The 25,755-nt window shown below is 74.2% G+C and carries 27 protein-coding genes; 11 read left to right on the top strand and 16 right to left on the bottom strand.

What is annotated here, in order from left to right; all coding sequences use genetic code 11:
- The 5 genes from nthB to ACQP04_RS07785 all read right to left on the bottom strand — a co-directional run bounded on the left by nthB (position 1) and on the right by ACQP04_RS07785 (position 6,252).
- The gene (gene nthB / locus ACQP04_RS07765; RefSeq protein WP_433506377.1) at positions 1 to 696 is read right to left on the bottom strand and encodes a nitrile hydratase subunit beta; all 696 of its coding nucleotides are present in this window, start codon (positions 694 to 696) and stop codon (positions 1 to 3) included.
- The gene (locus ACQP04_RS07770) at positions 693 to 2,237 is read right to left on the bottom strand and encodes an amidase (RefSeq protein ID WP_433506378.1); all 1,545 of its coding nucleotides are present in this window, start codon (positions 2,235 to 2,237) and stop codon (positions 693 to 695) included. The genes nthB and ACQP04_RS07770 overlap by 4 nt, the downstream gene beginning before the upstream one ends.
- A 90-nt stretch (positions 2,238 to 2,327) precedes the next feature.
- Positions 2,328 to 3,761, bottom strand: coding sequence for a substrate-binding protein (locus tag ACQP04_RS07775; RefSeq protein WP_433506379.1), 1,434 nt, complete (start codon positions 3,759 to 3,761; stop codon positions 2,328 to 2,330).
- A gap of 28 nt (positions 3,762 to 3,789) precedes the next feature.
- A complete protein-coding gene (locus ACQP04_RS07780; protein WP_433506380.1) occupies positions 3,790 to 4,194 on the bottom strand; it encodes an ArsR/SmtB family transcription factor in 405 nt (134 codons plus the stop codon).
- Positions 4,195 to 5,001: 807 nt separating this feature from the next.
- Positions 5,002 to 6,252, bottom strand: a complete 1,251-nt coding sequence (locus tag ACQP04_RS07785; RefSeq protein ID WP_433506381.1) for a bifunctional 3,4-dihydroxy-2-butanone-4-phosphate synthase/GTP cyclohydrolase II — start codon at positions 6,250 to 6,252, stop codon at positions 5,002 to 5,004.
- A gap of 222 nt (positions 6,253 to 6,474) precedes the next feature.
- Here ACQP04_RS07785 and ACQP04_RS07790 point away from each other — a divergent pair, with 222 nt between their 5' ends.
- Positions 6,475 to 6,975 carry a flavin reductase family protein gene (locus ACQP04_RS07790; RefSeq protein ID WP_433506382.1) on the top strand — a complete coding sequence of 167 codons (501 nt, stop codon included), beginning with the start codon at positions 6,475 to 6,477 and terminating at the stop codon, positions 6,973 to 6,975.
- Here ACQP04_RS07790 and ACQP04_RS07795 read toward each other — a convergent pair.
- The 3 genes from ACQP04_RS07795 to ACQP04_RS07805 form a co-directional block, all read right to left on the bottom strand.
- Positions 6,965 to 7,894: a hydroxymethylglutaryl-CoA lyase gene (locus ACQP04_RS07795; RefSeq protein ID WP_433506383.1), complete on the bottom strand. Its 930-nt coding sequence runs from the start codon at positions 7,892 to 7,894 to the stop codon at positions 6,965 to 6,967. The two genes, ACQP04_RS07790 and ACQP04_RS07795, sit on opposite strands and share 11 nt — an antisense overlap.
- 33 nt (positions 7,895 to 7,927) lie before the next feature.
- Positions 7,928 to 9,166 (bottom strand): CaiB/BaiF CoA transferase family protein, encoded by a 1,239-nt coding sequence (locus ACQP04_RS07800; protein WP_433506384.1) that lies wholly within the window; start codon positions 9,164 to 9,166, stop codon positions 7,928 to 7,930.
- Positions 9,167 to 9,244: 78 nt separating this feature from the next.
- The gene (locus ACQP04_RS07805) at positions 9,245 to 10,255 is read right to left on the bottom strand and encodes an AraC family transcriptional regulator (protein WP_433506385.1); all 1,011 of its coding nucleotides are present in this window, start codon (positions 10,253 to 10,255) and stop codon (positions 9,245 to 9,247) included.
- A 305-nt stretch (positions 10,256 to 10,560) separates the two neighbouring features.
- Here ACQP04_RS07805 and ACQP04_RS07810 point away from each other — a divergent pair, with 305 nt between their 5' ends.
- The 3 genes from ACQP04_RS07810 (at position 10,561) to ACQP04_RS07820 (ending at position 14,360) form a co-directional block, all read left to right on the top strand.
- Positions 10,561 to 12,039, top strand: a complete 1,479-nt coding sequence (locus tag ACQP04_RS07810; protein WP_433506386.1) for an aldehyde dehydrogenase — start codon at positions 10,561 to 10,563, stop codon at positions 12,037 to 12,039.
- A gap of 93 nt (positions 12,040 to 12,132) precedes the next feature.
- On the top strand, positions 12,133 to 13,311 hold the full coding sequence (locus ACQP04_RS07815) for an LLM class flavin-dependent oxidoreductase (RefSeq protein WP_433506387.1): 1,179 nt from the start codon (positions 12,133 to 12,135) through the stop codon (positions 13,309 to 13,311).
- Between the two features lie 662 nt (positions 13,312 to 13,973).
- A complete protein-coding gene (locus ACQP04_RS07820; protein ID WP_433506388.1) occupies positions 13,974 to 14,360 on the top strand; it encodes a DUF5313 family protein in 387 nt (128 codons plus the stop codon).
- A gap of 48 nt (positions 14,361 to 14,408) precedes the next feature.
- On the opposite strand, the gene ACQP04_RS07825 is transcribed toward ACQP04_RS07820, so the two are convergent.
- The 5 genes from ACQP04_RS07825 to ACQP04_RS07845 all read right to left on the bottom strand — a co-directional run bounded on the left by ACQP04_RS07825 (position 14,409) and on the right by ACQP04_RS07845 (position 19,861).
- Positions 14,409 to 14,696 (bottom strand): hypothetical protein, encoded by a 288-nt coding sequence (locus ACQP04_RS07825; protein ID WP_433506389.1) that lies wholly within the window; start codon positions 14,694 to 14,696, stop codon positions 14,409 to 14,411.
- A complete protein-coding gene (locus ACQP04_RS07830; RefSeq protein ID WP_433506390.1) occupies positions 14,693 to 16,102 on the bottom strand; it encodes an O-antigen ligase family protein in 1,410 nt (469 codons plus the stop codon). The genes ACQP04_RS07825 and ACQP04_RS07830 overlap by 4 nt, the downstream gene beginning before the upstream one ends.
- A gap of 161 nt (positions 16,103 to 16,263) precedes the next feature.
- The gene (locus ACQP04_RS07835; protein ID WP_433506391.1) at positions 16,264 to 17,364 is read right to left on the bottom strand and encodes a serine hydrolase domain-containing protein; all 1,101 of its coding nucleotides are present in this window, start codon (positions 17,362 to 17,364) and stop codon (positions 16,264 to 16,266) included.
- A 29-nt stretch (positions 17,365 to 17,393) separates the two neighbouring features.
- Entirely contained in the window at positions 17,394 to 18,167 is a 774-nt protein-coding gene (locus ACQP04_RS07840) for a class I SAM-dependent methyltransferase (protein WP_433506392.1), read from the bottom strand.
- Positions 18,168 to 18,223: 56 nt separating this feature from the next.
- On the bottom strand, positions 18,224 to 19,861 hold the full coding sequence (locus tag ACQP04_RS07845) for a glycoside hydrolase family 13 protein (protein WP_433506393.1): 1,638 nt from the start codon (positions 19,859 to 19,861) through the stop codon (positions 18,224 to 18,226).
- A 63-nt stretch (positions 19,862 to 19,924) separates the two neighbouring features.
- Here ACQP04_RS07845 and ACQP04_RS07850 point away from each other — a divergent pair, with 63 nt between their 5' ends.
- Positions 19,925 to 20,932 (top strand): LacI family DNA-binding transcriptional regulator, encoded by a 1,008-nt coding sequence (locus ACQP04_RS07850; RefSeq protein ID WP_433506394.1) that lies wholly within the window; start codon positions 19,925 to 19,927, stop codon positions 20,930 to 20,932.
- Positions 20,933 to 20,989: 57 nt separating this feature from the next.
- A complete protein-coding gene (locus ACQP04_RS07855; protein ID WP_433506395.1) occupies positions 20,990 to 21,268 on the top strand; it encodes a hypothetical protein in 279 nt (92 codons plus the stop codon).
- 769 nt (positions 21,269 to 22,037) lie between these two features.
- On the opposite strand, the gene ACQP04_RS07860 is transcribed toward ACQP04_RS07855, so the two are convergent.
- Positions 22,038 to 22,178 carry a hypothetical protein gene (locus ACQP04_RS07860; protein WP_433506396.1) on the bottom strand — a complete coding sequence of 47 codons (141 nt, stop codon included), beginning with the start codon at positions 22,176 to 22,178 and terminating at the stop codon, positions 22,038 to 22,040.
- Positions 22,179 to 22,431: 253 nt separating this feature from the next.
- On the opposite strand from ACQP04_RS07860, the gene eutB reads away from it, so the two are divergent.
- The 4 genes from eutB to ACQP04_RS07880 are packed head-to-tail and all read left to right on the top strand — an operon-like array spanning position 22,432 to position 23,565.
- A complete protein-coding gene (gene eutB / locus ACQP04_RS07865; protein ID WP_433506397.1) occupies positions 22,432 to 22,659 on the top strand; it encodes an ethanolamine ammonia-lyase subunit EutB in 228 nt (75 codons plus the stop codon).
- Positions 22,656 to 22,829 (top strand): hypothetical protein, encoded by a 174-nt coding sequence (locus tag ACQP04_RS07870; protein WP_433506398.1) that lies wholly within the window; start codon positions 22,656 to 22,658, stop codon positions 22,827 to 22,829. Before eutB ends, ACQP04_RS07870 begins: the two co-directional genes overlap by 4 nt.
- Positions 22,826 to 23,377, top strand: coding sequence for an ethanolamine ammonia-lyase light chain EutC (locus tag ACQP04_RS07875; RefSeq protein ID WP_433506399.1), 552 nt, complete (start codon positions 22,826 to 22,828; stop codon positions 23,375 to 23,377). Before ACQP04_RS07870 ends, ACQP04_RS07875 begins: the two co-directional genes overlap by 4 nt.
- Positions 23,378 to 23,421: 44 nt before the next feature.
- Positions 23,422 to 23,565, top strand: a complete 144-nt coding sequence (locus ACQP04_RS07880; RefSeq protein WP_433508327.1) for a hypothetical protein — start codon at positions 23,422 to 23,424, stop codon at positions 23,563 to 23,565.
- Here ACQP04_RS07880 and ACQP04_RS07885 read toward each other — a convergent pair.
- The gene (locus ACQP04_RS07885; RefSeq protein WP_433506400.1) at positions 23,562 to 23,960 is read right to left on the bottom strand and encodes a DUF6401 family natural product biosynthesis protein; all 399 of its coding nucleotides are present in this window, start codon (positions 23,958 to 23,960) and stop codon (positions 23,562 to 23,564) included. The two genes, ACQP04_RS07880 and ACQP04_RS07885, sit on opposite strands and share 4 nt — an antisense overlap.
- A 22-nt stretch (positions 23,961 to 23,982) precedes the next feature.
- Positions 23,983 to 24,912, bottom strand: coding sequence for a helix-turn-helix transcriptional regulator (locus ACQP04_RS07890; RefSeq protein ID WP_433506401.1), 930 nt, complete (start codon positions 24,910 to 24,912; stop codon positions 23,983 to 23,985).
- 101 nt (positions 24,913 to 25,013) lie between these two features.
- Between ACQP04_RS07890 and ACQP04_RS07895 the strand changes: the two genes are divergently transcribed.
- Entirely contained in the window at positions 25,014 to 25,739 is a 726-nt protein-coding gene (locus tag ACQP04_RS07895; RefSeq protein ID WP_433506402.1) for an SDR family oxidoreductase, read from the top strand.
- Positions 25,740 to 25,755: the final 16 nt, after the last annotated feature.

Genomic DNA, 25,755 nt, shown 5'->3' on the forward strand with positions numbered 1-25,755 from the left:
TCAGGCTCCTTCGGGGGAGGCGGGGGTGAGGTAGGGCTCCCAGACGTCGAAGTAGACGACGGCGTTCGGGTCGCCGGTCCCGTCGCCCCAGAGCTCGGTGGCGGTGAACTTCACGGTGTAGACGTGCTCGGGGCAGTCGCCGAGCCCGTTGCCGGCGGTGTCGGGGTAGATGAACGTGCCGTGCGCCCCGGTGATCACGCCGGTGCGCCCGCGGATGTACCGGGCCCGCCGGGTGTGGCCCTCGGGGCTGTCGGTCGCCACCGTCACCGTGTCGCCCACCGTGAACCTCGCGATCTTGTCGGACTCCCGGGCGGCCGGTGCGCCCGCCTTGATCGCGCCGTCGACGAAGGCCAGCAGCTCGGGGTCGCTCCGTTCGGGGAGCGGTGCGTCCGGGTTCTCCAGGTAGTACCGGGTGCGCTTCTCGAGCTCGGCCGGGTCGATCGCGCCCGCCCGTTCGGCGTAGTGCTCGACGGTGTGGGTCCAGTGCTCGTAGTAGTTCGACAGCAGGTACTCGGCCGGGTTCATCTTCTCGATGCCGTGCCGGAACTGGTCGACGTTGAAGAACCCCGCGCGGAAGCAGGTCGCGAACATCGCGAACGCGGCCTTCTCCCACTCCGCGCGGAACACGGGCTCGTCGGGATCGGTGCGGACCGGACCGAGGCCGTCCGTGCCGCCGAGATCGAAGACGCCGTTCACGCCCGGCCTCCCGCCGTGGTCAGGGCCGGCGGGGCGGGGAAGCCGCCGACGGCCTGCTCGAAGGTGTGGGCGACGCGCAGGACCGTCGCGTCGTCGAACCGCTTGCCGACGATCATCAGTCCGGCCGGGAGCCCGTCGACCAGTCCGGCAGGCACGGTGGCCGCGGGGTGGCCGCTGACGTCGAAGGGCGCGGTGTTGCCGATCATCGACAGCGCCGTGGGCAGGTAGGTCTCCAACGGCGCGTCGAGCGGCAGCAGCTCGCGGGCGGTGTAGGGCAGCGTCGGCATGACCAGCACGTCGTAGGCCGACAACGCGTCGTCGTAGGCCTTGCGCAGCTCGAGCGCGAGGTTGCGGGCCATCGCGTAGTACTTCCCACCGCCCTGCTCGAAGGTGTAGCGGCCCGAGAGCCCGACCAGCTTCACCGTCTTCGACAGCTCCGCGCCCCGGGCGATCCGGCCGGCCGCGTAGTGCGCGATCAGCTCGGGGTCGTAGAGGCCCTGGGAGTTCATGCCGTAGCCGTTGCCGTCGAGCATCTGGAACGCCGCGCCCTCGGTGGCGATCACGTTCCAGACCGCCATCGCGTCGGTGTGCCAGGGGATCGACACGTCCTCGGCGACCAGCCCGGCCCCGCGGAGCGTTTCGACGGCGGCCCGCACCGCGTCGTCGACGCCCGGGTCGCTGACCGGGGTGCCGAAGCCCTGCCCGACCACGCCGATGCGCAGTCCGTCGGCCGGGGTGGCGAGGGCGGCGGTGTAGTCGACGGAGTCGAGGGTGGTGGGCTGGCGCGGGTCGAGCCCGTCGACCCCGGCCAGCACGGTGAGCATCACGGCCGCGTCCGCGACGGTGCGGGTGATCGGGCCGAGGTGGTCGATGGTCTGCTCGATCGGGAACGCGCCGGTGTAGGGCACCAGTCCGTGGGTGGGCTTGTGCCCGACCCCGCCGCAGAACGCGCTGGGGATGCGCACCGACCCGCCCTGGTCCCCGCCCACCGCGAGGTCCACCGCGCCGGTCACGACCAGCGCCGCGCTGCCCGACGACGAGCCGCCGGCGTTGCGCGCGGGGTCCCACGGGTTGCGCACCGGGCCCGGGTGGGAGGTGAAGCTGGCCCCGGAGAAGCACAGGTCCTCGCACACCGCCTTGCCCGCGACCGTCGCGCCCGCCGCCAGCAGGCGGGTGACGACGGTGGCGTCGCGGGTCGGGACGAAGCCCTCCACCGTGCGCGAGCCGTTCATCATCGGCACGCCCGCGACGGCGACGTTGTCCTTGACCGCCACCGTCCTGCCGGCCAGCGGGCCCTCGGCCGCGCCGGGGATCGAGGTGGTGACGTACCAGGCGCCGAGCGGGTTGTCGGCCGGCTGCGACCAGGCCCGGTCCGGTGCGGACGGGGCGGTCGCGGCGTAGAGCTCCTCGACGCGCTCGGACGCGGCCAGGGTGGCCGCCACCGCCGGCGCGTACTCGGTCAGCTCGGCCTCGGACAGCCCGAAGGCGTGGTGCTCGTTCAGCGCCGCCAACCGGGCGGCATCGGGGGGAGGGATCGTCACGTGCGCTCCTCGGGTCGGGTGGATCCGCCCTCGGACGCTAGGGACATCGGTCACATCGTGTCAACGGTTCTTGACGCGTTGACGCGGTGTTTACCCCGCGACGTCCGCCGGACACAGGGCGGCGAACCTCGTCCCGCGGGCCTCGGCCAGGTAGAGCTGCTGCTGCACCAGGTCGGTGCCGTCGAGCGTGACCGTGCCGCGCGGGAACTCGTAGCGCCCCACGCGCATCGCGTCGGCAACCGGGCCGGGGTCCGTGGTGCGGGCGCGCCGGGCGGCCGCCGCCCACATGTGGATCGCCTCGAACACGGACTCGGTCAACGTGGACAGCGGCGGGGCCCACGGGCCGAAGGTCGCGCGGTAGCGCTGCAGCAGCGTTCCGTTGCCCTCGGTGTCGAGCTGCTGGAAGTACCCGGAGACCCCGTGGATCCCCATGGCGGCCGGGGCGCCGACCCGCTCCAGCGTCACCTCGTCGAGCGCCGGGCCGAGGCTCAGCGCGCGGTCCCGCAGTCCCATGGCATGGCACTGCCGCTCGAACGCGGCGGAGTCCGCCCCCACGAACGAGTTGAGCACGACGTCCGCCCCCGAGGCCGCGATCGTCTCGACGATCGGCGCGAAGTCCTCGGTGCCGAGCGGCGCGTACCGCTCGCCGACCAGCTCGGCGCCCACGGCGGGCAGCACCGCCCGGGCGGCCGCGTTGACCTCCCGCGGCCACACGTAGTCGTTGCCGGCGAGGAACCAGCGGCGGCCCCCGGCCGCGCGCATCAGCGGGGTGGCCGCAGCCGCCAGCTGGCGGGCCGGCCGCTCGCCGAGCCGGATCCGCAGCCGGTTCTCCCCGCCGCCCTCGTTCATGTGCGACTGCACGACGAGGGCCCCGGAGTCGCCGAGGGCGGCCGACACGGCGTCATAGGTGGCCGAGGTGGTCATGGTGAAGATGGTCGAGCAACCCGAGCGGACGAGCCGGAGTGCCTCGACGGCGCCGGTGGCGGGGTCGGTCGCGTCGTCGGCGACGAGCAGCTCGACGGGGTTGCCGGCGACCCCGCCGTCGCCGTTGATCTCCTCGAGGGCGAGGGTTGCCACGTTCTCGGTGGCCGCGGCGAAGAGGCTGCCCGGGCCGGACTTGCTGGTCAGCAGGCCGATCCGGGGCCCCGCCGCGGCTCCCGGCCGGACCGGCAGGCCCTGCCGGCGCATGAGCCACTCCAGCCCGCGTTCGTCGATCTCGGCGTGCAGCCTGATCCGGGTGCCGCCGGGTGCGGGGGTGAAGCGGAGCCGGATCCGGCCGCGCCAGGGCTGGTCGTGGCTCACGGTGAGCGAGGTGGGGCGGCGCAGCGCGCTGATCCGGCCGAGGACGTCGACCGGTCCCGCCCCGCCCAGCGGGACCCGCAGCGTGACGACGGCGCCGACGGCGATCCGGTCGCAGGCGGCGTCGAACAGCCAGCCCGCCCCGGTGCCGCCACCGAAGCGGTCGAACACCACCTCGGGTGGGACGGCGGCGAACTCCTCGGCCGAGACCGCGACGGTCCCCACCGCTACCGCCCCCTCACCCGGTAGCTGCTCATCCCGCCTCCGCGGCCCCGTCGGTGTCGGTCCTGTCGGTGTCGGTCCTGCCGGACGCCGGCGGCCGATTCTCCACGGTCGCGCGCACGTCGTGAAGGGACTGCTGGAACAGACCCCGCAGCAGCGTCATGACCTCGGCCGCCGAACCGGTCGGGTCGACGGCGTAGTAGCGGAAGCGCCCTGCCCGGCGCTCGGTGACGAGCCCGGCCACCCGCAGCACGCGCAGGTGCGTCGACACGGCGGTGCGCCCGACGCTGGTGATGCGCTCGGCCAGGGCGCCGGCGCTGCACTCGTCCTCCTCCGCCAGCACGGCGAGGATCTCCCGCCGCACCGGGTCGGCGAGGGCGTCGAACGCCAGGTCGCGCCGCTCCGCGCGTCCCGACGTGTCACTGTCCGATGACATGAGCCCACGATAGCCGAGCGGAGATCGACGCGACGCCGCGTCGGGGGGCGTCGTCGTGCCCGGGGGGGTGATCAGTGCGAAGGGAGTTCGTCGAGATGCGCCGAATCGTCGGCACGGCGTGGCGCTCAGAGGTTCGACGCGCCACGCCGGGATCGAAGGTGAAGGGGAATTGTCCGGCGCTCTGTGGTTCCCGGGAAATTGCGCGGACAATGGCGGATTCCGCGTATTCGCAGCGTTCTGATGGAGGTCGTTCGCCGATGATGGTCGGCGCAGAACGGTTGCGTTGCCGGGGCGAGGCTCCCGCGCAGATCGTCCGCCGACAATCGACGCGGAAGCCCCGCGCCCCGGCACTCCCTGGTCGGGCGCCCGGACCGCTGCGCGCCGGCGCGTCAGTCAGCCCGGATGCAGTCAGCCCGGATGCGCTCTGCCGCAGGCAGACCGACCGGCTCTGCTCCTACTTGCAGCCGGGTGTCGTGGTGGTCTGTCCCGGCGGGTGGCACTTCGCGTTGGCGTCGTGCGGGCCCGCCGAACTGTTGCCCGGACCGAAATCAGGATCTGCGAAGGCGACCCCGGCCCCACCGACCGTCAGACCTGCGGCGATCAACACCGCAGCGACGACCCTTCGAATCATGACGCCTCCCGTCGACCGTTTTTCCCCGTCGCCACCGGTGGCGCAGGAACGGTAGCGCCGTACCCTTGCGGCGACAAGGGTCTGCGGGCGGGAAAATGCGGACGGGAAAGCGATCAGGGGGCCTGATCCTCCGCGCGGAACGCTCCGTGGAACGGTTTCCGCGCCCGACGTGTGCCTCAGCCCACCTCGTCCTCGAGGCTGAGGACGTGGCCCATCCGCTCCTGCTTGGTGCGGAGGTAGCGGAGGTTGTGCGGGGAGGGGGCGGAGGGCAGGCCGACCCGCCCGACGATCTCCAGGCCGTAGCCGTCGAGGCCGCCGTACTTGGCGGGGTTGTTGGTGATCAGCCGCAGCCGGGTGATGCCGAGGTCGGCGAGGATCTGCGCGCCGACGCCGTAGGAGCGGGAGTCGACCGGCAGGCCCTGGGCGGTGTTGGCGTCGACGGTGTCGAGCCCGCTCTCCTGCAGCGCGTAGGCGCGGATCTTGTGGGCGAGCCCGATCCCGCGGCCCTCGTGCCCGCGCAGGTAGACCACGGCGCCGGCGCCCTCGGCGGCGATCGCGCGCAGGGCCTGCTCGAGCTGGGCGCCGCAGTCGCAGCGCAGCGAGCCGATGATGTCGCCGGTCAGGCACTCGCTGTGCACCCGCACCAGGGCGCCGCCGGCGGACCGGCTCGCCGCGACGGCGTCGCCGTACACGAGCGCCAGGTGCTCGGTGCCGTCGAGCGTGGAGCGGTAGGCGGCGGCCCGGAACTCGCCGAACACCGTGGGCATCGCGGAGGTGGCGACGTGCTCGACCAGCTGCTCGGTCGCCCGCCGGTGCCGGACGAGGTCGGCGATCGCGAGGACCGGCAGGTCGTGCTCGGCGGCGAAGGCGCGCAGCCGCTCGCCGCGGGCCATGGAGCCGTCGTCGTCGACGATCTCGCCGATCACGCCGACCGGCTCCTGCCCGGCCAGGCGCAGCAGATCCACGGCGGCCTCGGTGTGCCCGGCCCGGACGAGGACGCCGCCCTCCCGCGCCCGCAGCGGGAAGACGTGCCCGGGGCGGCGGAGGTCGTCCGGCCGGGTCGCGCCGTCGGCGAGCGCGCGCAGGGTCCGGGCTCTGTCCGCGGCGGAGACGCCGGTGCCCGCGTCGCGGTGGTCGACGGTCACGGTGAACGCGGTGCCGTGCGCGTCGCTGTTGTCGGTGACCATCTGCGGCAGGCCCAGGGCGTCGGCCCGCGCGGCCGGCATCGGGGCGCAGACGATCCCCGTGGTGTGCCGCACCACGAACGCGATCTGCTCGGGCGTGGCCGTCGCGGCCGGCAGGATGAGGTCGCCCTCGTCCTCGCGGTCGGCGTCGTCGGTCACGATCACCATCCGGCCGGCGGCGAGCGCGGCCACCGCCCGCTGCACGGCGCGCGTGGACGGCAGGGCGGGAGTCGGAGACGTCATCGTCGATTCCTCACGGTCGGATGCCCACCCGGGACGGACGGGATCGTCGTGCACACCACGACGGTAGGAGAGCGCGGGCCGCTCCGACTATCCGTTGTGAGCCGACTCCTATCCGGGCAGCGCGGGCCGTTCGGGGGAGACGCCGGACACAGTCGCGCTGCGGCTGTCCGCCTGCGGTCCGCGGATATCGGCGCCCGCGGCCGCGGCCTACCGTCGTCCGGCATGGACGAGACGCACACCGAGGTGCCCCCGCCGGTCGCCCCCCTCCGCATGCGCGAGGTGCTGGGGCACTTCGCGTCCGGCATCGTCGTGGTCACGGCGATCACCCCCGACGGGCCGGCCGGCTTCACCTGCCAGTCGTTCAGCTCGCTGTCGCTCGATCCGCCACTGGTGTCCTTCAGCCCGGCCCGGACCTCCTCGACGTGGCCGCGGATCCGCGAGGTGGGGGCCTTCTGCGTGAACGTCCTCGCCGAGGGGCACGAGGAGCTCAGCACGGCCTTCGCCCGGTCGGGCACCGACAAGTACGCCGGCGTCGCCTGGGCGCCCGCCCCTTCGGGTGCCCCGCGGCTCGACGGCGTGGCGGCCTGGATCGACTGCGCCCTCGCCGACGAGTTCCCCGGCGGCGACCACACGATCGTCGTCGGGAGGGTGCGGGGCCTCGGTGCGGACCCGTCCCGGGCGCCGCTGCTGTTCCACCGCGGCGCCTACGGCATCAGCGCGTGACGGACGCCCGGCCGCGCGGGCGGTTCGGGCCGCCCGCGCGGTGCAGGGTGCTCGGCAGGTCGTGGCCCACGGCCCGCTCGGCGGCCCGGGCCGCGTCGAGCGCCGCGGTGAGGTCGAGCCCGGTGTCCACGCCGGACTCCTCGAGCAGGTAGACGACCTCCTCGGTCGCGATGTTGCCGCTCGCGCCCGGGGCGAAGGGGCAGCCGCCGAGCCCGCCGACGGACGCGTCGATCTTCGTGACGCCGGCCTGGGCCGCGGCGAGCACGCAGGCCAGGCCCGCGCCGCGGGTGTCGTGGAAGTGCACGCCGACCTCGACGCCCGGGACGGCCGCGCGCACGGCGTCGAGCAGCTCCACGACCCGGCCCGGCACGGTGGTGCCGATGGTGTCGCCGAGGCACAGCTCGTCGGCCCCGAGCTCCACCGCCCGCCGGGCGACCTCGACCGTGCGCTCCACGGGGGTGCGGCCGTCGAAAGGGCAGTCCCAGGCCACGGCGATGATCGCCTCCAGTCGCCCGCCCGCGCCGTGGGTCAGCTCGGCGATGTCGGCCACGGCCTCGACGGCCTCGTCGGTGGTGCGGCGGGCGTTCGCGAGCGAGTGCCCGTCGGAGGCCGAGACGACGTACTCGAGGTTCGCCATCCCGGCCGCCACCGCGCGTCGGGCACCGCCGCGGCCGGCGACGAGCGCCGAGAAGTACAGCTCGGGCCAGCGGTGCAGCTCGCCCACGACCTGCTCGGCGTCGGCGAGCGCGGGCACCGCCCGGGGCGAGACGAACGACGTGACCTCGACCCGGCGCACCCCGGTCGCGGCGATCGCGTCGAGCAGGGTGAGCTTGGCGGCCAGCGGGATCGGGGCCTCGAGCTGGAGGCCGTCGCGCAGGCCGACCTCGCGCAGGTCCACGGAGCGGGGCAGGGAGAGCACGGGTACCTCGATTCGGACGACGTGGACGGCGGGTCAGACGACGCCGGCGGCACGCAGGGCCGCGAGCTCGGCGGGATCGAGGCCGAGGAGCCCGGTGTAGACCTCGGCGTTGTGCGTCCCGGGCTCCGGCGGCCCGGCCCACCGGAGCCCGCCGGGGGTACCCGTGAGCACAGGCATGACGCCGGGGCCGAGGACGTCCTTGCCGATCGCCTCGTCGAAGTGCGGCACGAGCATGTCGCGGGCCCGGAACTGCGGGTTCGCCACCACCTCGGCGACCGTGTCCACCGGACCGACCACCACGCCGGCCTCCTCGAGCAGCCGGGTCAGCTCGTCGGCGTCGTGCCGGCCGGCCCACTCGGCGACGATCGCGTCGATCTCGTCCTGGTGCTCGCCGCGGGGCACGTGCGTGGCGAAGCGCGGATCGGACACCAGGTCCTCGCGGCGCATCGCGGTGCAGAGCCGGGCGAACACGGTGTCCTGGTTGGCCGCGATGATCAGCCATCGGCCGTCGCGGCTGCGGTAGAGGTTCGACGGCGCGAGCTTGTCCAGTCGGGTGCCCGACGGCTGCCGGACCAGGCCCGTGGCGTCGTAGTCCGGGATGACCGACTCCAGCATCGCCAGGCAGGCCTCCGCCAGCGCGACGTCGACGACCTGGCCCTTCCCCTGCCGGGGACCGTGCTGCCCGCGGGCGAGGAGCGCGGCGAGCACGCCCTGCATCGCGAACATCCCGCCCAGCGAGTCGCCGATCGACAGCGCCGCGCGCGGCGGCGGCCCGCCGGGGAAGCCGTTGAGGTATCGCATGCCGCCCGCCGCCTCGGCCACGGAGGCATAGCCGGGACGACGGCTGAGCGGGCCGGTCTGCCCGTAGCCGGACACCCGGGCGAGGACCAGCCCGGGATTGCGGGCGGAGAGCACGTCATAGCCCAGGCCCCAGCGCTCCAGGGTGCCGGGGCGGAAGCTCTCGACCACGACGTCCGCGGTGTCGACCAGGCGCAGGAAGAGCTCGCGGCCCTCGTCGCGGCGCAGGTCGAGGGTGATGCAGCGCTTGTTGCGGGCGTGCACCGTCCAGAAGAAGTGGTGGCCGTCCTGCTCGGCCTGGCCCCACACGCGCAGGGGGTCGGGCCGGTCCGGGGCCTCCACCTTGATCACGTCCGCGCCGTGGTCGGCGAGCAGCCGGCCGCAGAAGGGACCGGCGATGAGCGTGCCGAGCTCCAGCACCCGCACGCCGTCCAGGGCGCCGGGCGCGGGGTCGGTGGTGTCGTCGTCGAGCACGTCCGTGACGGTAGGAGGCGCGGGACGGCCCGGCTATCCGATGGCGGTGGCCCGATATCCGCCGAGCGCCACCCGGGGCTATCCGGCGCGCTCGCGCAGGGTCTCGCGCGGCAGCTCGCCGAACCGCTCCCGGTACTGCTGGGCGAAGCGGCTCTGGTGGAAGAAGCCCCAGCGCAGCGCGACGTCCGTGACCCGGGTCGATGCCGGGTCGCAGCGCAGCAGCTCGGCGCGGACGTGGTCGAGCCGGATGCGCCGCAGGTGGTTCATCGGCGACTCACCGAGCTCCTGCTGGAAGGTCGCGTGCAGGGTCCGGACGCTCATGCAGCCCACCCGGGCCAGCTCCTGCGGGGTGAGCGGCTCGTCGGCGTGCTGCTCCATGTAGTCGAGGACGGGCCGCAGCCGCCCCGAGCGGGCGGGATCGGCCGGCGCGAGGAGCGCGTCGGTGTGCTGGTGCCGGCCCGCGTGCAGCAGCTGCGTCATCACGAACGCCTCGTACTGCTCGCGCGCGATCGGCATGTCGGCCAGCCCGCCGGGCCGGTCCAGCTCGCGCACGAAGAACTCGACCGACGCCAGCAGCGTGCGGCCGGCCGCGGTGGTCAGGTCGATCCCGTAGTCGAAGTCCAGCACCTCGTGCACGGGCCGGTTGAGCTGCTCGCTCAGGTGGTCCTCCAGGCTGCGCCGCGGGATCTTGAGGATCAGCTGTTCCGCGTCGGGGGACCAGCGGACGGTGTTCTCCTGGTCCGGCAGCAGCACGATGCCGCTGTTCCGCGCGGTGGTGGTGGCGCGCCCGCCGTCCGTGCGGTTGGCCTCGGTGCGACCCGCCGTCGTCAGGTTGATGTGGTAGCAGTCCTCGGTCGGCGGCATGACGAGCTTCGCGGCCGACTTGTAGGTGAGGTAGCCCAGCGTGAACAGCCGGTCCGAGGTGGCGTTGAGCGTCATCTCGAGCCGGTCGTCCGGCGCGGTCAGGTCGTGGTCGAGGTACACCCGCGTCACGGCCTCGCGGGCCTCGTCCAGGCTGTGGGTGTCCAGGATCGGGTAGCGCGTGAGACGGGCGGGAAGGACCTGCACGGGCTCGGCAGCGACCTCCATCCGGACACCTCCTCGTGTCGTGGGCGCGGCGCGCTCCCTCACCGCGCTGCGGGCGGCGGGGGAGCCGCCCGATCAAGGCGCCTCCGACAGTAGGGAACCCCGGGCGTTCACTACTAGCCCGAGAGCGCGGTGCGCTATCCGCTCAGTGCAGCGCGGGACCTCCACGGTGTGCCCCTGATCTCGCACGGAACGGCTCCGCGACTGCGGTCCGCGGATATCGGCGGCCCCGGCCGGATCCCTAGCGTCCCTCGTCGTCCGCCGCCGGATCCGCGGCCGCACCCTGCACAGTGGAGAAGGAGAGGTCGATGACGACATCCCTCGAGGAGCTGAAGCTCTTCATCGGCGGCAAGCCCGTCGACGCCCGCTCGGGCCGCACGTTCGAGTCGCTCAACCCGTACACCGGCGAGCCGTGGGCCCGCCTCGCCGACGGCGGCCCGGAGGACGTCGACGAGGCCGTCGCCGCCGCCCGCTCCGCGTTCGAGGGCGAGTGGGGCGCGATGACCGGCTTCCGGCGCGCCGCGATCATACGGAAGTGCGGGGACGCCATCGCCGCCAACGCCGAGCGGCTCGCCCGCCTGGAGGTCAACGACTCCGGCAAGCTGCTGCGCGAGATGCTCGGCCAGCTGAAGTCGCTGCCGCAGTGGTACTACTACTTCTCCGGGCTGGCCGACAAGGTCGAGGGCCGGACCGTGCCGCCGGTCAACCCGAACTACTTCGGCTACACCACCCGCGAGCCGGTCGGCGTGGTCGGCGCGATCACGCCGTGGAACTCGCCGCTCCTGCTGCTGACGTTCAAGCTGGCCCCGGCGCTGGCCGCCGGCTGCACGATGGTCGTCAAGCCGTCCGAGCACGCACCCGCCTCGACCGTGGCGTTCGCCGAGATCCTGCACGAGGCCGGGCTGCCGGCGGGCGTGCTCAACGTCGTGACGGGCTGGGACCGGTCCACCGGCGAGGCCCTGTCCACGCACCCCGGCGTCGACAAGGTCGCCTTCACCGGCTCGTCGGCGACCGGCGCGAAGGTCGCCCAGGCCGCGGTGGCGAACTTCAACCGGGTCACCCTGGAGCTGGGCGGCAAGTCCCCGCAGATCGTCTTCCCCGACGCCGACCTCGACGCCGCGGCGAACGGCCTGGTCGCGGGGGTGTTCGCGGCCACCGGGCAGACCTGCATGGCGGGCTCCCGGTTGATCGTGCACGCCGACGTCCACGACGCCCTGGTCGAGAAGGTCGTCGCCCGCGCGAACGCCATCGTGCTCGGCGACCCGACCGAGGCCGACACCGAGATGGGCCCGGTGGCGAACCGGCCGCAGTACGAGAAGGTCCTCGGGTACCTGCAGGGCGCGGCCGCGGAGGGCGCGACCTTCGCCTGCGGCGGCGAGCCCGACGCCGAGCGGGGCGGGCTGTTCGTCAAGCCCACGGTGGTCACCAACGTGACGCCGGAGAACACCATCGTGCGCGAGGAGGTGTTCGGGCCGGTCCTGGCCGCCTACACCTTCACGGACGAGGACGAGGCCCTCAAGCTGGCCAACGACACCCCGTACGGACTGGCCGGTGCGGTCTGGACCAAGGACGTGCACCGCGCCCACCGCGTCGCAGGCAAGCTCCGCGCGGGCACCATCTGGATCAACGCCTACCGCGTGATCGCCCCCAACATGCCCTTCGGCGGCTTCGGGGCCAGCGGCATCGGCCGCGAGAACGGCGTCGACGCGATCAACGAGTACACCGAGAACAAGTCCGTGTTCGTCGAGCTCACCGGCGGCACCCGCGACCCCTTCCAGCTCGGCTAGTCACCCCTCCACCCCCTTTCGCACGAACGGCACTTTCGTGCGGACCTACCGCACGAACGGCACTTTCGTGCGACCTTGTCACAGGAGACGACCATGACCGTGACCGCCAACGAGCGCCTCGGCCTCGCCCCCACCGACCCCCGCCCGGCGAGCGAGACCCAGCCCGCGGCCGACCGCACCGAGACCAACCCGCTGTTCGGCGACCAGAAGATGAAGCTGGGCCTGTTCGGCACCAACTGCTCCTACGGGCTGATCATGAGCCACGCCCCGTCGACCTACGAGATCACCTGGGAGCACACCAAGGAGATCGCGCAGCGCGCCGACCGGCTCGGGTTCGACGTCCTGGTCCCCGTCGCCCGGTGGAAGGGCTTCGGCGGGTCCACGAACTTCAACGGCAACTGCTTCGAGACCTACACCTGGGCGGCGGGCGTCGCCGAGGCGACCGAGCGGATCGCGGTCGCCGCGACGTCGCACCTGCCGACGATGCACCCGATCGTCGCAGCCAAGCAGGCGACCACGGTCGACCGCATCTCCGGCGGCCGGTTCGCGCTGAACATGGTGATGGGCTGGGTGCCGCCGGAGATGGAGATGTTCGGCTCCGAGCAGCGCGAGCACGACGAGCGCTACGCGTTCGGCCAGGAGTGGCTGGACTTCGTCAACAAGCTCTGGACCGAGCAGGGCACCTTCTCCATCCACTCCAAGTACTTCGACGCCGAGCTGCTCGAGGCCTACCCCAAGCCCCACCAGGGCCCGCGGCCCGCGCTGCTCAACGCGGGCAACTCGCCGTCGGGCATCGAGTTCTCGGCGCGCAACGTCGACTTCAACTTCGCCTCGCTGGACACGCTGGAGAACATCAAGGCGTACGTCGAGAAGGTGAAGTCCAAGGCCCGCGACGACTACCAGCGGGACATCCACGTGATGACCTATGGCCTCGTCGTCTGCCGGGACACCGAGGAGGAGGCCAAGCGCGCCTTCCAGCAGGTGGTCGACGAGGGCGACTGGGGTGCGGCGGGCAACGTCATCAAGATCGCCGGGTCCGGGGCCAGCCAGTCCTTCGACCACGCCGTCAAGGAGATGCAGGAGCGCTTCATCGCGGGCTGGGGCGGCTATCCGATCGTCGGCACTCCTGAGCAGGTCACCGAGGAGCTGGGCAAGCTCAACGAGACCGGCATGGAGGGGATGATCTTCGGGCTCATCGACTACAACGAGGAGCTCAAGTACTTCGGCGAGAACGTGATGCCGCTGCTCAAGCAGGCGGGCCTGCGTCACTGAGCCGGCACTGCCGGCCTGCCGACCCGGCCGCGTGCCGGGTCGGCAGGGGTGGTGGGTGGTGGTGCGGGGGACTGCGCCGGCGGCCGGCTCCAAGATCGCTATGCGTGCGCAGTGGCGGTCGTGCCGGGAGCACCGGCTGCACGGTCGTCGCGATCTTGGAGGGGTGCGCGGGCGGTCCGGGCCGCAGGCCGGCTCCAAGATCGCTGCGAGTGGGCGGTGGCGGTTGTGCCAGGAGCGCTGGCGACACACTCGTCGCGATCATGAAGACGCATGGGCTGTCCGAGCCGCCGGCCGGTCCCAAGATCGCTGTGAGTGCGCAGTGGCGGTCGTGCCGGGAGCACTGGCGGCACACTCGTAGCGATCTTGGAGGGTGCGCGGGCGGTCGGGGCCACCTGCCACTTTCATGATCGCGGCGAGTGGGCAGTGGTGGTCGTGTCCGAAGCTCTCGCGGTGATCACAGCGGCTGGTCGACACCCACCCGACTAGGCCGTGTCTCTCACTCCGGCGCCGCCGGGCCCGGTGATCCACGTCGTTCCCGGCAAGGCAGCCGGGCTGCCCTCATTCCGGGCGTATTCGGGTGGCCCGGCAACGTCGGCGGGGACGGCGTGGGCGCCGGGAGCGGTGGTGGCGGAGTGAGAGACACGGCCTCTAGCCTCGGTCGCGTGGCTGTGCAGCGGCCGGGTCCCGCCCGGTGGGTCTGGTACGCGGTCGGCGGGCGGCTGCCGGAGCGGTACCGCGAGTGGGTGCTGTACGACGCGACCTGCCCGACCTGGGTGGCGCGGCACCTGCTCCGCACGGCGGTCCCGCTGACGCTCGTCTCGGTGCCGATCGTGCTGTTCGTGCCCGGGCCGCTGTGGGTGCGGCTGTGCGGGCTGCTGCTGGGCTGGCTGGTCGCCGCCCAGTTCGCGATCTTCCTGCTGCACGACTCGGTGGACCACCGCGTACGCAGAGCGGGCTATCCGCCGGGCCACGCGCAGGCTGTGCGCGATGCCGCGGCGCGCGCCGTGCGGGAGCGCGCCCGGGCCCGGTACGACAGCCGCTACCGGTAGGGGACCGCGCCGACCCGGCCGCGCTGCTGGACCGGGCGTCGCGGCCGGTCAGAACGGGCTGCCCGGCACCATCGGCGGGGCGGGCCGGACGGCCGGGGCACTGAACCCGCCGACCGGGCCGCAGAGTCCGGCGGGCACGGGCGCACTGCCCTGCCCCACGGCGACCCCGGTGCCGAGGCCGGGCAGGCTCGTGCAGGTGACGTAGGTGGGCGGGCTGAACTGGGCGAGGGCCGGTGCGGCCCCGCCGGCCCAGACCAGCACCCCGCTGGCGGCGAGGACCAGGCCGGCGCGCAGCGCGGTGCGGGGGCCGGTGCGGCCGGAGGACGAGCGACTCATCGGACGGGCTCCTTCGTGACGGTGTCGGTTCGGGCGGGGGCGGGCAGGAGGGTGGCCACGGCGAGGCACACCAGCAGCGGCAACGCGGGGACGTGCCAGAGGAAGTCGAGCGCGCTCTGGGTGGCGAACGCGGCGAGGACGGCGAGCGCCCCGGCGGCGCGGAGCGGGAGGCGGCGGGCCCTGCGTGCCCGCAACGCGGCGGCGACCAGCGCGGCGGCACCGGCCAGCGCGAGCGCCAGGCCGACGAGTCCGGTCTCCGCGGCGACCTGCAGGTACTCGAGGTGCGTGAACCAGGCGTGCACGAGCCGCCCGCCGTGGTCGACGTAGGTGAGGTCCAGCATCCCCGGACCGACGCCCGTCACCGGGGCGGTGGCGAAGTGCGCCAGCGTCTCCCGGACCAGGTCGACCCGGTCCGCCGACGCCCCGGTCAGCCGGGTCTCCGCGATGGCGTCGACGGCCACGGCCGGGTCGGCACCGGTCAGCGGGCCGGTGACGAGGTCGGCGAGGCCGAGCAGCACGGCGCCCAGCGCGGTGCCGGCCGCGGCCCGGCGCCGTCGGTCCGCCGCGAGCAGCACGGCGGCGCCCGCCACGAGCCCGGCGAGGGCGAGCAGCGGCCGCGCCTCCGCGCCGTCGGGCAGGGAGGGCAGCAGCGCAGCGCACGGCACCGCGACCCCCGGGACGACGGGGAGGAGACCGCGCACGCGGCGACGCCCGGCGGCGGTCGCCAGCAGCACGGCAGTCCCGACGGCGAGGGCCAGTACGGCTCCGCGGCTCATCGTGACCGCGAGTCCGAGCACCAGGGCCGCGACCACGGCCCGGCGGAGCAACGGGCGCGCCGCGGGCAGCGTGACCAGCGCGAGCAGCAGACCGGTGACCAGCGCGGCGCCGGCCGCGTTGGCGTAGGTGATCGTGGCGGCGGCGCGCCACAGCCCGGAGGAGGGCATCGACAGGGGGGACAGGTGCAGCGCCGTGCCGACCCACCCGGACGCGGCGACGACCACGGCGAGCGCGAGCGCGACGGTCTGCAGCAGCCGCCGCCCCTCGCCGCCGAGCCCGGCCGCGACCGGCAGGGCGACCGCGAGCAGCAGCGCGAGGGCGGCGGCCGGGACCGCGTAGGCGACGGCGTCGTCGAGCAGGCCCCGGACCAGCACCCACAGCGCGAAGCCGGCCCAGCAGGCCGCCGCGATCGACAGCGGGCGCGGGACCGGGGCGCGGTGGACCACGGCCAGGACCCCGGCACCGGCGACGAGCGCAGCGACCACCGTGAACGGGCCGGCGTAGAACGCGCCCTGGGCCAGGACGGCCACGCCGAGGGCCGTACCCAGCAGCGTCGCGCGGCCGTCCCAGCCGCCCGTCCGGCGGACGAGCGGGGTCGGGGCGGCCGGCCGCGGCGCGGTGACGATCATGGTGTGTGCTCCCTCACGACTCGGGAGCGTGCACCGTCCGCAGTCGTGGTGCCCTTTGCGCACCAGGCTTCCACTCGACCGTGTGCCACCCGGCCGCGTGGTCCGGGACGCTTCGTGAGCGACGCGCCGAGCCGTGGTCGCTCAGCGTGACGGTCGTGGGATCAGCCGACGGCCTTCCAGAAGGCGTGGGTCACGGGCGAGCCGGTGGGGTCGGGCCACATCGCCTGGGTGAGCAGGATGCCGGTGAGGTCGCGAGCGGGATCGTTGCGCCAGGAGCTGCCGAGGCCGCCGTCCCAGCCGTAGCGGCCGTCGGGTCCGACGCTCATGCCGAGGCCCCACCCGGCGCCCCCGAGGAAGAGCCGCGTACCCGCGCGCTGGTCCTCGGTCAGCCGGTCGCGGGTCATCGCGGTGACGGTCTCCTGGCGCAGCACCGGAGCGCCGCCGCGGCGCAGCATGCGGGCGAAGGCCAGCAGGTCGTCGAGCGTGGAGACCAGCCCACCGCCGCCGGACTCGAACTCCGGCGGCCGGGCCCACCGCCCGTCGACCGGGTCGAACACCGCGCCGCCCCGCCACTGCGGCTGGAAGCGGTGCAGCTGCGAGGGTGGCACGGAGAACCCGGTGTCGATCATGCCGAGCGGGCCCAGCACCCGCTCCGTCAGCAGCGCCCCGAGGCTCGTGCCGGCGGCCCGCGCGATCAGGACGCCCAGCGCGTCCGACCCGGTGTGGTAGAGCCAGCGCTCGCCCGGCGGGGCCAGGAGCGGGAGGGTGCCGAGCCTGCGCGCCCACTCGTCCGGCGGCGGCACGGGGTGCGAGCCCGGTGGGCCGTCGCCGCCGAGCCGGGCCTCGGCGTACGCGCGCTGCCAGGGCAGGGTCCCCGGTTCCAGGGGTGGTACGCCGAGCCCGGATCGGAAGGTCAGCAGGTCCTCGACGGTGATCGGTCGCGCCACGGGCACGGTGTCGTCCAGCTCCGCGGCCTCGGACCGCAGCACCCGGCGGTCGGCGAGCTCGGGGAGCAGCCGGACCACGGGCTCGTCGAGCCGGATCGTGCCCTCCTCGACCAGCGTCAGCGCGGCGACGGCGGTGACCGGCTTCGAGATCGAGGCGATCCGGAAGAGCGCGTCGCGGCGCAGCGGAGGGCCGCCGGGGCCGGTCCCACCCAGCACGACGACCTCCAGCTCACTCCCGCGCTCGACGCCGGCGACGACCCCGGGCACCGAGCCGTCTGCCACGTACGGGGCGAGGGCGTCCGTGAGGCTGCTCATGCAGGGCCGACCGCGGGGACGCCCGGGACTCATCGGGTCGCGTGCACGGTGAGCAGGACGTCGTCGGGCGCGGGCGGCTCGTCGGAGTACCCGGACCGGACGACGACCTCGGCGAACCCGGCGGTGCGGACCGCCGCGGCGATCGCGTCGGCCGACCAGAAGCGGCGCACCCAGCGGTTCAGCTCGGTGTGCACCAGCACGCCGTCGACGAACAGCTCGTAGATCCCGACACCGTGCTCGAGGCCGGTGCCGGGGTCGATCCGGTTGCCGCCGCGGGCGGTGATGACGGCACCGTCGGGCCGGGTCCACCAGGTCATGCCGCCCGGCGGGCCCGGCGGCTCCGGGCCGGTCTCGACCTCGAAGTGGAAGGTGCCGCCCTGGAGCAGGTGGGCGCGGACGGCGGCGAGCGCGCGGGCCACCTCGTCGTCGCCGGCGACCAGGCCCCACGACCCGGCGGCGCAGAACGCGGCCCGGTACCGGCGGCGCAGCCGCAGGTTCTCCGCGCGCTGCTCGTGCAGCCGCCCCGAGACGTCGAGGCCCTGCTCGGCGGCGTGCTCGCGGCAGGCGTCGAGCATGGACGGGGAGGCGTCCACCCCGTCGACGTCGACGCCGGCCGCGAGCAGGGGCAGCAGGAACCGCCCGCTCCCGCACATCAGCTCCAGCACGGGCTCCGCCGCCCCGACCGCGGTGAGCAGGAAGGTGAGCTCGTCGGCCGGTGCCGCCGGCTTGTCCAGGTCGTACGCCTGGGTGAGCAGGTCCCGGTACTCCGCCCGGTAACCGGTCGTCTGCTCGCTCGGCTCCACCCGGGCATCGTCGGGGCGCGGCGCGGCCCGCGTCACTCCCGCATCCGGAGCAGCGGCTATGCGACGCGCAGCCAGACCGACGTGTCCTGCGGGAGCAGTCCGTCGTCCGTCAGCGGGCCGCTGGCCAGCAGCACCTCGGCGCCCTCGGGGAGGGCGAACGGCTCGGCGTCGACGTTGAGCAGCAGTGCGAAGCCGTGGTCGCGGGCGAAGCCGAGGGCACCGGGCGGGACGTCGAGCCAGGTCAGCGGCCCGTCGCCCAGCGCGGCCGTCTCGCGGCGGATCCGCAGCGCCCGCCGGTACAGCGCGAGCATCGACTCGGGGTCCTTGTCCGCGCGCTCCACGGTGAACCGGGAGAACCACTCGGGCTGCGGGAGCCACGGCTGGTCGTCGCCCGGGCCGAAGCCGAACGGCGGACCGTCGCCGGACCACGGGACGGGGACGCGGCAGCCGTCCCGGCCACGCTGGGTGTGCCCCGAACGCCGCCAGGTCGGGTCGTCCAGCGACGCCTCCGGCAGGTCCTCGACCTCCGGCAGTCCCAGCTCGTCGCCCTGGTAGACGTACGCGCCGCCGGGCAACGCGAAGATCAGCAGCGCGGCGGCACGGGCGCGGCGCAGACCGGCCTCCAGGTCCGCCGGGAGGTCGATCATCGAGTCGAGCGAGGTGCCGATGCCGGCGGCGGGGTCGCGGGCCAGGCGCGAGGTGTGCCGCGCGACGTCGTGGTTGGACAGCACCCAGGTCGGCGGCGCCCCGACGACGGCGTGCTCGCGCAGCGTGCGCTCGACGGACTCGCGCAGCGCCGGGGCGCGCCAGGCCGCCTTGAGGAAGTCGAAGTTGAAGGCGGTGTGCAGCTCGTCCGGCCGCAGGTAGCGGGCGAAGCGGTCCGCCTCGGGCACCCAGGCCTCGGCCACGAACACCTTCGGCGGGTCGTAGGTGTCGGCGACCGCGCGCCACTCGCGGTAGACGTCGTGCACCTCGTCGCGGTCCCAGTGCGGGTGCGGGCCCGGGTCGTGGTGCTGCCGGTCGCCGACGTCCGGGAGCTCCTGCTCCTTGATCAGCGAGTTGGCGACGTCGATCCGGAAGCCGTCCACCCCGCGGTCGAACCAGAACCGCAGGGTCTTCTCGAAGTCGGCGCGGACCTCCGGGTTCTCCCAGTTCAGGTCGGGCTGCTCGACGTCGAACAGGTGCAGGTACCACTCGCCGGGCGTGCCGTCGGGCTCGGTGACGCGGGTCCACGCGCCGCCGCCGAACATCGCGCGCCAGTCGTTGGGCGGCTCGTCGCCGCCGGGCCCCCGGCCGCGCCGGAAGATGTAGCGGTCGCGCTCGGGGGAGCCGGGGCCGGCGCGCAGCGCCTCGCGGAACCACGCGTGCTCGCTCGACGTGTGGTTCGGGACGATGTCGAGGATGATCCGCAGGTCCCGGTCGTGGGCCTCCCGGACGAGCGCCTCGGCGTCGGCCAGCGTGCCGAAGCGGGGGTCGATGTCCCGGTAGTCGGACACGTCGTAGCCGGCGTCGGCCAGCGGCGACGGGTACCACGGGTTGATCCAGATCGCGTCGACGCCCAGGTCGGCGAGGTGGTCCAGGCGCTGCCGCAGGCCGGCGACGTCGCCGATGCCGTCGCCGTCGCCGTCGGCGAAGCTGCGGATGTACACCTGGTAGATCACGGCGCTCCGCCACCACGCGGCCGTGTCGGACATGGAACCTCCCGCTCGCGTTGCCTGCTGTTCCATACTGTTCCACAGGTACGGCGGGGAGGCGGGATGGACAGGCGACGGGCCAACATCCGGGACGTGGCGCGCCTCGCCGGCGTCGCGCCGTCGACCGTCTCGCGGTCGTTGTCGGGGACGTCCTACGTCGCCGCCGACACCCAGGAACGCATCCGGCGCGCGATCGCGGAGCTGGCCTACCTGCCGCCCGAGCGCCCGGTCCGCCGCGCCGCCCCGCCCGCGGTCGCGGCGCTCGCCCGCTTCCCGTCGGCATGGTTCTTCGCCGAGGCCGTCGGCGGGGTGGAGAAGGTGCTGCGCTCCGGCGGGCACCAGCTGCTGCTGCACAACGTCGGCGATCCCGAAGGCCGCGCGCACGTCTTCGCCACGCTGGAGCGCTGGGCGGTCGCCGGTCTGATCGTCGTCGCGTCGTCGTTCACCGAGGCGGAGCGCGAGGTGCTCGAACGGCTCGCGGTGCCGATCGCCGTCGTCGGGGGGACGTTCCCGGGGCGGCCGCGGGTCGGCATCGACGACCGCGCCGGGGCCGCGACCGCCGTGCGGCACCTGGTCGGGCTGGGGCACACGGAGATCGGCCTGCTGTCCTTCGACCCCGACGACACGGTCGGGCGGGGCACCACGGACGCCCGACGCGTCGGGTTCACCGAGGCCCTCGCGGAGGCCGGGCTGCCGCTGCGGCCGGAGTGGGTGATCCCGGCGGGGCACGACGCCGTTGCCGGCGCCCGGGCCGTCGAGCGGCTGCTCAGCGGACCCCGGCTGCCCACCGCCCTGCTCGCGATGTCCGACGAGATGGCCCTCGGCGCCCTGCGGACGCTGCGGCGGGCCGGGCTCGACGTGCCCGGCCAGATGTCCGTCGTCGGGTTCGACGACCAGGCGGTGGCCGAGTTCGCCGACCTCACCACCATCGCCCAACCGGCCCGTGAGCAGGGCGAACGTGCGGCGGCGCTGCTGCTCGTCGCGCTGGCCGGGCGGCTGGACGAGGTTCCGGACGTCGACCTGCCCACGCGGCTGGTGGTGCGGGGGACGAGCGGGCCGCCGCGCTCCTGATCGGTTTCTGTCGGTGGGTCGTGCTGCACTGGGTGCGGGCCGCGAAGGGAGGCCGCGATGTTCGTGCACGGCCACCCGCGTGCGCTGGGCTGGGTGAAGGGGCACTACCGCGCGCCCACTGCGCCGGAGGGCGAGCAGCTGGGGTTCGAGCTGGAGCTCACTGTGCCGTCGATCCCGGGGCCGCGGGTGGCGGACGATCCGCCGGTGAGGTCGCGGGCGCGCCTCTCACCGAGCAGGCTGGTCACGGCCGGCAGCGAGAGCCCGATCGCGATGCCGCCGAAGCCGCCCTCCAGCGAGGTCGCCACCAGCGGCGGTACCGCGCCGCCCGGGCTGTAGGCGGTTGACGCGCCGACGTGGTGGGGACTGCGCTGCGGGAGCCGCTCCTGTCGTCCGAGATCCACTGTCACGTCGCCCGTGAACAGCGCCGACACGGCTGACAAGATCACCGTCCCCGGAGCAGGACGGTCGGAAATCGACTCCCGTGCTCCACAACCAGCGATCATGACCTGCCGCCGAGGCGATCGGAGGGTGGCGTCGCTAGCTGCTGCGTGGCGACAGTGGGCCGAGTCGGCGACCTCGTGATCGTTGGATGTGGAACGGGAGCCGCGCCTGGGGCGGGTCTTGTTCCACGACTGGTGATCCCGCGAGCGGTGCGCTGGGCGAGTTGTGGTGCGGGAGCCGCTCCTGCGCGGCTGATGCGCCACGTCCCCGCGACTGTTCATGATCGTCGGTTGCGGAGCGGGAGAGTCGTTCTTCCGACCGTGCTGCTCCACGACTGGTGATCTTGACGCCGTCGCCGACCATCGCGACCGTGTGGCCGCGCTCCTGCCGGCACCGACGGGCGGGAGCACCGCCGGCGACACACCGACCGCCGGCGGCGAGTACCTCGCCCGGCGCCAGCTGCGGAAGGGCGCCGCGGGCTGGGTGCTGCTGGCGGGTCTCGGCGTCGGGTACGTGATCTCCGGCGACCACTCGGGCTGGAACTTCGGGCTGGCAGGGCGGGTTCGGCGGGCTGCTGATCGCCGGGGTCGTCATCGCGGCCATGTACGTGGCGATGGTGCTCGGCATGGCGGAGCTGTCCAGCGCGCTGCCGGCACGGCGGCGGCTACACGTTCGCGCAGCCCTCGGCCCCTGGGGCGGGCTTCGCGACGGGCACGGCGATCCTCGTCGGGTACGCCATCGCGCTGGCGGCGATCGCCACGTTCATCGGCGCCTGCACGGAGTCGCCGAACCTCTCCGGGGTCACCGACGGCTGGTGGGTCTACCGGGCGGCGTACCTGGTGCTCGTGCTCTCCACCGGAGCGCTGGGGCGAGCGCGCTGTCGGAGTCCGGCAACCCGCTGGTCGAGGCGCTCGGCACCGGGACGGCCGCGACCGTCGTCAACGACATCGGTCTCGCGGCCTGGTCGCGAGCTTCTTCTCGATCATCCACGCCTACTCGCGGCAGACGTTCGCCCTGTCCCGCGCCGGTTCCCTGCCGCGGGTCCTGTCGGTTTCGCGTTGTTCATCGTTCGTGATCTGCGTGCCGGCGGCGACGACGTGATGCTGTACTACCAGTCGCTGTCCTTCCATGATGCGCTGTACGCACGACAGGTGCTGGGACTCGCCCCGGCGCCCGAGTTCGCGGCCTGGCTGGAACGGATGGAGCTCATGACCGGAGACGGGCGGATCAGGGAGCCGGGCGCGGACTCGTCCGCGCTGCGGGCGCTCACGGCGGGTGTGCGGTGACGGACAGGGCCGCTGCGTGGCGGCGCCGGGCGGAGGAGGCGACGGGCTCCCGTCCGGTCGGCCCGCGGAACCCGGGCGGCGGGGTGCTCGACGACATCGACGCGCTGCTGGCCGAGGAGGAGGGCTCGGACCCACCGAAGGGTGAGGCCGACCGGGAACCCCTGCTGTGACGGTTCCCGCGACCGAGGGTCCGGTCGACCCGTCCGCCCGGCTGCGCGCGGCCACCCGTGCCCGCGTCGCGCTCGGCCGCGCAGGCGACGCCCTGCCGACCGCCGAGCTGCTGGCCGCGCACGCGGCCGCCCGGGACGCCGTGCACGCGCCGCTCGACGTCGACGCGGTCGTCGAGGAGCTCCGCGGGCTCGGCCTCGAGGTCCCCACCGCGACCAGCGCCGCGCACGACCGCGCCGAGTACCTCCAGCGTCCCGACCTGGGGCGGCGGCTCTCCGGCGCCGACGACCTCGCGCCGGGGGAGTACGACGTCGCGTTCGTGGTCGCCGACGGGCTCTCCCCGCTCGCCGTGCACCGGCACGCCGCGCCCCTGCTGCGCCAGGTCCTGGCCCGGTTGGAGGGCTGGCGGATCGCCCCGGTCGTCGTCGCCACCCAGGCGCGCGTGGCGGCGGGCGACGAGATCGGCGCAGCCCTCGGCAACGAGGCCCTGGTCGTGCTGGTCGGGGAGCGGCCCGGAATGAGCTCGACGGACTCGCCGGCGCGTACCTGACCTACGACCCCCGGCGCGGTCGCGGGGCCTCCGAGCGCACTGGCCTGTCCACCATCCGCCCGCCGCACGGCACCGGTGACGAGGCCGTCGCGACCACGCTCGCGATGCTGCTCACGGAGTCGCGGCGACTTCGCCTGTCCGGGGTGCGGCTCAAGGCCGACCCGGCGCTCGAGAGCGAGAAGACCTAGACGGCGCCGCGTGAGGCGAGCTGGCACACGGCGATCAGGCGCAGCGTCGCCCAGTCCGTCGGGCGCCAGATCCCCCTCTGCGGCAACGCGATCGTGGCCCCGCTGCGGCGCTGCTCGTCGAGCAGGGAGCGGGCGTAGGCGGCCAGCCGCACGGCACCGCCGGCGGTGGTCAGGGTCGGGGTGAGGGTGGCGACCGAGCCACCGCCGGAACGGCGCATACCGTCCCGCACGATGTCCCGCACCGCCGCCGCGTGCTGGTCGACGACGGCCGCGAGGGCCGGTTCGGCCGCGACCGCCCGGAGTCCGGGCCGGCCGACCGTCTCCATCAGGCGGCGGAGGAGGCGGTGGGCTTTCCACTCGACGACGGCGGCGCGCAGATCCCGCAGCAGGCTCACGCGCAAATCGTAGCCAGCGATTTCACCGGATCGGGTGATCCGTGAGCCGATCGGTCGGCGTGGCGCGCCGGTCGGGAGCCCGGTCCGGCCGGCCGTCCGTCGCACCGTTCACCTGGCCGTGCGACTCGATCCCGAGGACCCGCAGGAGGGCGAGCGCCTCGGCCTCCGGCGTGCCCGGAGCGGCCGAGTAGACGAGCAGCATCTGGTCGTCGAACGCGTCGTGCAGGGTGTCGCAGTCCAGCGTCAGCTCGCCGACCTGGGGATGCCGGATGCGCTTGCGGTCGCCGTGGCGCACTCGCACCGTCCGCTCGGCCCACATCCGGGCGAACCGTTCGCTGCCCTTCTCCAGGGCCGCGATCAGCCGGTGGAGGCCCGGGTCGTCCGGGTACCGGGCGGAGGAGCTGCGCAGGTCCGAGACGAGCGCGCGGTCGAGACGGTCCCGCTCGGCGGCGTCGTCCGTGACTACCCGGCTGCCGGGCCCGAGGAAGGCCAGCCGGGCCATGTTGCGCTCCCCGGGCGGCACCGCCGACAGGTCGCCGAGCAGGGCGGCAGCCATCGCGTTCCAGGCCAGCACGTCCATCCGGGCGTTGAACAGCAGCACGGGCAGGTCGGTCAGCCGGTCCATCAGCCGCAGCAGGCTGGGCCGCGGCTCGGCCGAGATCGTGCCCGGCACCGGCGGCCGCACCCCGCCGAGGGTGAACAGGTGGTCCCGTTCGTCCGTGCTCAGCCGCAGCGCGCGGCCCAGCGCGCCCAGCACGGCGGCGGACGGGTGGGGGCCGCGGGCCTGCTCGAGGCGGGTCAGGTAGTCGACGGAGATCCCGGCGACCTGCGCGACCTCCTCGCGGCGCAGGCCGGGGGTGCGGCGGCGGGTGCCGGCGGGCAGGCCGAGGTCGGCGGGGCGCAGCCGCTCCCGCCACGTCCGCAGGGTCCTGCCCAGTTCCGTCCGGTCCACGTCCTCCAGCATGCCGGGCGGCGACGGGCCCAGCCTGGTACCGCGGGTCCCACGATCCGCCGGACCTGGTCGCCCCCGGGATCCCGGCGCACGGTGGGGCCATGAGCGAGAACACGATCGCCCTGGTGACCGGGGCCAACAAGGGACTGGGCCGCGAGACGGTCCGCCGCCTCGCCGCGCTGGGCTGGACGGTGCTGCTGGGGTCGCGGGACGCCGGGCGCGGCGCCGCGACGGTGGACGAACTGCAGGGCGCCGAGCTGGAGGGCGCGGTCGAGGTGCTGCCGATCGACGTCACCTCCGACGAGTCCGTCGAGGCCGCCGCGAAGGAGGTCGAGGAGCGGTACGGCCGGCTCGACGTCCTGGTCAACAACGCCGGTATCACCGGCCCCCGGGTGGAGGTGCGGGAGACCGGCGCCGACGCGATGCAGGAGGTCTTCGAGACCAACGTGTTCGGGCCGGTCCGGGTGACCCGGGCCTTCCTCCCGCTGCTGGAGCGCTCGGCGGCGCCGCGGATCGTGATGGTGTCCAGCGGGCTCGGCTCCCTGACGATCACCGCGGACCCGGCGCGGATCGAGTCGCAGATCCTGTCGCTGACCTACCCGTCGTCGAAGTCCGCGCTGAACATGATCACGACGCAGTACGCCAAGGCGCTGCCGCGGTTCCGGGTCAACGCCGCCGACCCCGGCTACACCGCCACGGACCTCAACGGGCACAGCGGCCACCAGACCGTGACCGAGGGGACCGACGCGATCGTGGAGCTCGCACAGGTCGGGCCCGACGGGCCGACGGGCACCTACCGCGACCGCGCCGGCGAAATCCCGTGGTGATCGGGCGCCGGTGCCC

The sequence above is a fragment of the Pseudonocardia halophobica genome (assembly GCF_050948485.1).
Lineage (GTDB): Bacteria > Actinomycetota > Actinomycetes > Mycobacteriales > Pseudonocardiaceae > Pseudonocardia > Pseudonocardia halophobica.